At 65.7% G+C, this 4,692-nt stretch carries 6 protein-coding genes; 2 read left to right on the forward strand and 4 right to left on the reverse strand.

Going from position 1 to position 4,692, the window contains the following annotated elements:
- Positions 1-97 precede the first annotated feature (97 nt).
- The 3 genes from AC2VOU_RS02985 to rimP all read right to left on the reverse strand — a co-directional run bounded on the left by AC2VOU_RS02985 (position 98) and on the right by rimP (position 2,195).
- On the reverse strand, positions 98-469 hold the full coding sequence (locus AC2VOU_RS02985) for a YlxR family protein (protein WP_197079940.1): 372 nt from the start codon (positions 467-469) through the stop codon (positions 98-100).
- A gap of 93 nt (positions 470-562) precedes the next feature.
- The gene (gene nusA / locus AC2VOU_RS02990) at positions 563-1,600 is read right to left on the reverse strand and encodes a transcription termination factor NusA (RefSeq protein WP_047315437.1); all 1,038 of its coding nucleotides are present in this window, start codon (positions 1,598-1,600) and stop codon (positions 563-565) included.
- Between the two features lie 52 nt (positions 1,601-1,652).
- Positions 1,653-2,195 carry a ribosome maturation factor RimP gene (gene rimP, locus AC2VOU_RS02995; RefSeq protein ID WP_047315438.1) on the reverse strand — a complete coding sequence of 181 codons (543 nt, stop codon included), beginning with the start codon at positions 2,193-2,195 and terminating at the stop codon, positions 1,653-1,655.
- A 145-nt stretch (positions 2,196-2,340) separates the two neighbouring features.
- Between rimP and AC2VOU_RS03000 the strand changes: the two genes are divergently transcribed.
- Together AC2VOU_RS03000 and AC2VOU_RS03005 are read left to right on the forward strand one after the other, a co-directional pair.
- Positions 2,341-2,874, forward strand: a complete 534-nt coding sequence (locus AC2VOU_RS03000) for a hypothetical protein (protein WP_418001128.1) — start codon at positions 2,341-2,343, stop codon at positions 2,872-2,874.
- A complete protein-coding gene (locus AC2VOU_RS03005) occupies positions 2,871-3,368 on the forward strand; it encodes a ferritin-like domain-containing protein (protein ID WP_047315440.1) in 498 nt (165 codons plus the stop codon). The genes AC2VOU_RS03000 and AC2VOU_RS03005 overlap by 4 nt, the downstream gene beginning before the upstream one ends.
- Before the next feature lie 25 nt (positions 3,369-3,393).
- On the opposite strand, the gene AC2VOU_RS03010 is transcribed toward AC2VOU_RS03005, so the two are convergent.
- Positions 3,394-4,692 (reverse strand): MFS transporter (locus AC2VOU_RS03010; protein ID WP_486956026.1); only part of this gene is annotated, 1,299 nt, incomplete at its 5' end.

The following is a 4,692-nucleotide window of genomic DNA, read 5'->3' on the forward strand; positions in this document are numbered from 1 at the left end:
GTGTACGCGGGCCTTACCTGCCACTACATCTCCTGTCTATGAGGCGACAGTGGTGGGCCGCGCCTCGGGTATTAGCTGTAACGCATCGCGATGGGGGTCATCGGGACTTCACGGTGTGCTCATATTCTTTGCTACCTGTTCTGTTGCCGGGACGATCGGGCGCACTGAGAAACTCTATGTGCTCGACCACCGCGGATGTGTCCGGTGAACCGGCGATGCGCAGCGCCCTGGTGAAAGCCCGCCGCCGAATCGCTTGTTGCACGCACTGCCTGTTGGGATGCAACCACGCGCCCCGCCCTGGAAGGCTACTCGCTATGTCAACGATCACGGCATAACTGCCGTTCCCGGTTGACACCGCAACCACCCGAAGCAGTTCGACGGCCAGCTCTCGCTTTCGGCACCCGACACACGTCCGCACCGGTCCATCGGTGTGGTGATGGGCCGAAGCCGAAGGCTCACGCTGGATCACGGCTCAGTCTAGCGTTACCGCGCCGTTGGTCAGAACCACCCGGGCTGCGCTCGAACCAAATTGCCCAGCCCGCCCCCTGGCCGCTGCGCTAGGTTAATGGGCCACCCCATGGCTGGCATTCTGTTCGGGCTGGCCCGCCGAGCGCGGCGGCGCATCACCGCGAATGTCGATACGCCACCCGGTAAGCCGGGCGGCTAGCCGCGCGTTCTGCCCTTCCTTGCCGATGGCCAGCGACAACTGAAAGTCGGGAACCACCACGCGGGCCGCCCGGGCAGTCTGATCGATAACCGACACCGAGACCACCTTCGCGGGTGACAACGCGTTGGCGACGAAACGGGCCGGGTCTTCGTCGTAGTCGATGATGTCGATCTTCTCGCCGGAAAGCTCGCTCATCACGTTGCGGACCCGTTGGCCCATCGGACCGATACAGGCCCCTTTGGCATTCAAGCCCGGAACGTGGGAGGTCACCGCGATCTTGGACCGGTGGCCGGCCTCCCGGGCCACCGCCACGATCTCCACCGAGCCGTCGGCGATCTCCGGGACTTCCAACGAGAAGAGTTTGCGTACCAGGTTGGGGTGGGTGCGAGACAAGGTGATCAACGGCTCCCGCGCCCCGCGAGTCACCCCGACTACGTAGCACCGCAGCCGGTTGCCATGCTCGTAGCTCTCGCCGGGGACCTGTTCAGCTGCCGGGATCACACCTTCGGAGGCCTTGGTCTCGCTGCCCATCCGGACCACGACTAGTCCACGGGCATTAGCCCGGCTGTCGCGCTGGATCACACCCGCGACAATCTCACCCTCGCGGGTGGAAAACTCGCCGTAAGTGCGCTCATTTTCGGCGTCGCGAAATCGTTGCAGCATTACCTGGCGCGCGGTAGTAGCCGCGATACGGCCAAAACCCTCCGGCGTGTCATCCCATTCACTGATGACATTGCCGTCGTCATCGACCTCGCGGGCGATCACCCGCACGACGCCGGTTTTGCGGTCGATGTCGATACGCGCATCCATCTGGTGACCCTGGGTATGCCGGTAGGCGGTCAGCAGGGCAGACCTGATCGTGTCGAGCAACTCATTGACCGAGATACCCCGATCCACCTCGATGGCATGTAGCGCGGCCATGTCGATGTTCATCAGCGCCGCTCCTCTTCATCGCTCTTTCGCTCTGCATCGTCGCCGGCGCGGTTCATGCTCCGGCCTCCGTTCTGCGGGCCTGCCCCCTGACCACCCCAGTCGCTAGTTCCAACTCCGCTTGTGTAGGTGGTGAAAACTCCACCTGGACAACAGCTTTCACGATTTCAACAAGCGGGATCGCGCGCACCACCCAGTCGCGGCCTTCGCGGACCACCAACGCCACCGTGTCGCCGCACGTCTGCCCGACTCGACCGGTCAGCTGCGATCCGTCCGACAAGGCCAGTTCAACCTTGCGGCCGCGGGCGCGGCGGAAGTGTTTCTCACTGGTCAGCGGTCGTTCCACACCGGGCGAGCTGACCTCGAGGACGTAGCGGTCCGCGATGTTATCCAGGCCGTCCAGTAAGGCCGATGCCGAACGCGACAGGGTGGCTATGGTGTCCAGATCGAGGGCTGTGTCACCGTCGGCAATCACGGTAATCCGGGGCGGTTGGGACCGAGCGTCGATGACCACGTCCTCGATCTCGTAACCGGCACGCGCGAACTCTCCACCGAGCAGCTCGATTACCTGTGTCTGCGAAGGTAGCCCGGTGCTCACGGCGAGCTCCTCATCTTGAGTTGTCGGCGGAATCCAATGGCCAACGATACGCCAGGAATCGTGAATAACGACGTGATCGTGTCGTCAAGGTCACCTCATCGTGCCTCATCGTGCCTGCGCCGGTCCCAATGGCAGGATGTTGGGCGTGCGCAGCGCAGTACCCGTCATCAACAGGCGCGGTGTGCTCGCCGGTGGTGCCGCTCTCGCTGTGCTTGGGGTGTGCGTCTCCGCCTGCAGCGAGTCCCCGTCCAAGACCCCAGGGGTTGAAGAGCTACTAGGTCCGTTGGACCAGGCCAGACGCGATAGCGCGCTGGCCTCCGCCGCCGCGGCGGCCGTCGGCAACCCGCCGCAGATCGCTGCCGCGCTGGCCGTAGTCGCCACCCAACGCGCCGCGCATGCCCGCGCACTGGCCACCGAGATCTCCCGGGCCACCGGCAAGCTCGCCACCTCCCCGAGCGAGACGACCAGCACTGGCCCCAGCCCAACCGGCCCGCCGCCGGAACCACCACCACCGCCACCGGTATCGGACGTGATCGATGCGCTGCGCACCTCAGCGGAGGGTGCCAGTCGCCTCGTCGCCACCTCATCGGGCTACCGGGCGGGCCTGCTGGCCTCCATAGCCGCTTCCTGCATGGCGTCCTACATGGTTGCGCTGGTTCCCGGAGGTCCTTCGATATGACCTCCATTGAGCCCAACGCACCCACCCCGGTCGCGACACCCAAGCGCACCCCGGTTGGTAAGGACTCCGACAACGCCGCGCTGAGCGAAGCGCTTGCCGTCGAGCACTCGACCATTTACGGCTACGGCATCGTGTCGGCGCTATCGCCCCCGAGTGTCAACAACCTGGTGGTGGACGCCCTGACCCAGCATCGCCAACGTCGCGACGATGTCATCGCGATGCTGACCGCCCGACGAATCACTCCTCCAGTCGCCGCCTCCGGCTACCAGTTGCCCATGCTGGTCGGCAGCGCGGCTGATGCAGCGCGCCTGGCCGCGCGGATGGAGAACGACGCAGCGACAGCCTGGCGGGCCGTCACCGAGCATGCCGAGACCGCCGATGACCGCGCGTTCGCCGCGACGGCCCTAGCCCAGAGCGCGGTCATGGCCGCCCGATGGAACAAAGTGCTGGGCGCCTGGCCCATCACCACCGCCTTCCCGGGCGGCAACGAATAGCGCCGGCTGGCGATCCGACGGCGGCCTACAGCTCGCCGGCGTCGATCGCTTCCTTGACCTCCTGCGCGTGGGCGACCTGCTCGGGGGTGTACCCAATGAGCACCGCTGCGCCGCCGACGATGACGGCCGCTCCGGCCACCCACAGCAGGCCGTAGGTGTAGCCGTGGTCAAGTGCATGCAGCTGCGCGTCGTTCATGAACTTCACCGGGCCGGTGGTGCCGCCCAGGTACAGCGTGCGCGAGGTGATCACCGCCTGAATGACGGCCAGCACGAGGGGCCCGCCGAGGCTTTGCAGCATTAGCGCGATCGCCGACACCGGGCCGATCCGGTCGAAACCTACGCCGGCGATGGCCGACAGGGTCAGCGGGACGACGGCCATGCCGATGCCGATGCCACCAACGACGATGGGCGCCAACAGGTTGGGGAAGTAGGGAACGCCACGGTTCATGAACGCCCAGCCGTACAGCATCGCGACCACCAGCAGCCAGCCACCACCGATCGTCAACACCCGTGGCGAAAACCGGGACACCAGTTGTGAGGACACGCCCAGGCCGATTCCCATCGCGATGACGAACGGGATAAAGCCGACGCCCGCGCGCAGCGCGCTGTAGCCCAAGATGTCCTGCACGTAGAGGCCGATGGACACGGTCAGGCTGAACATGACGCCACCGGCCAGGAAGATCGCGATGAAGGTGACCAGCCGGTTGCGGTCGCGGAACAGGTCAAACGGTACGACGGGGCTTTCGGCGGTACGTTCCACGACGGCAAAGGCGATAGCGGCGGCCAATGCCACCACGCCCGAACCGATCGTGGTCAGCGAAATCCAACCCCTCTCCGGTCCCATCGAGAAGGCGAAAACGGCGGCGGTGCAAGCCAGCGTGGCCAGAATGGCCCCGGCCGCGTCCAGCTTCATCCGTTCCTTGTTGGTCTCCTGCAAAGCGGTGCGGGCCAGATAGATCATCACCAACCCGATCGGCACGTTCACCAGAAACGCCAGCCGCCACGACACCTCGGTCAGCGCACCGCCGACCACCAGGCCCATCACCGAGCCGATTGCCGTCATCGCGGCGAACACCGCCGTGGCGGCATTGCGCGCTGGGCCCTTCGAGAAGGTGGTCGCGACCAGCGCGAGACCGGTCGGCGATGCAATAGCCGACCCGATGCCCTGCAATAGCCGAGCGATGACCAAGGTCGCTTCGTCCCAGGCCACGGCGCACAGCACCGAGGAGATGGTGAACAGCGCGACGCCGACGATGAACGTGCGCTTGCGCCCGATGGTGTCGCCGAGGCGGCCGCCGAGCAACATCAGCCCGCCGAAGGTCAG

Source organism: Mycobacterium sp. TH-M25, assembly GCF_057473665.1.

What these genes read in the sequence shown, in the direction of transcription:
- nusA (WP_047315437.1), bottom strand. Translation starts at nt 1,600, where the DNA reads ATGAACATCGACATGGCCGCGCTACATGCCATCGAGGTGGATCGGGGT.
- AC2VOU_RS03005 (WP_047315440.1), top strand. Translation starts at nt 2,871, where the DNA reads ATGACCTCCATTGAGCCCAACGCACCCACCCCGGTCGCGACACCCAAG.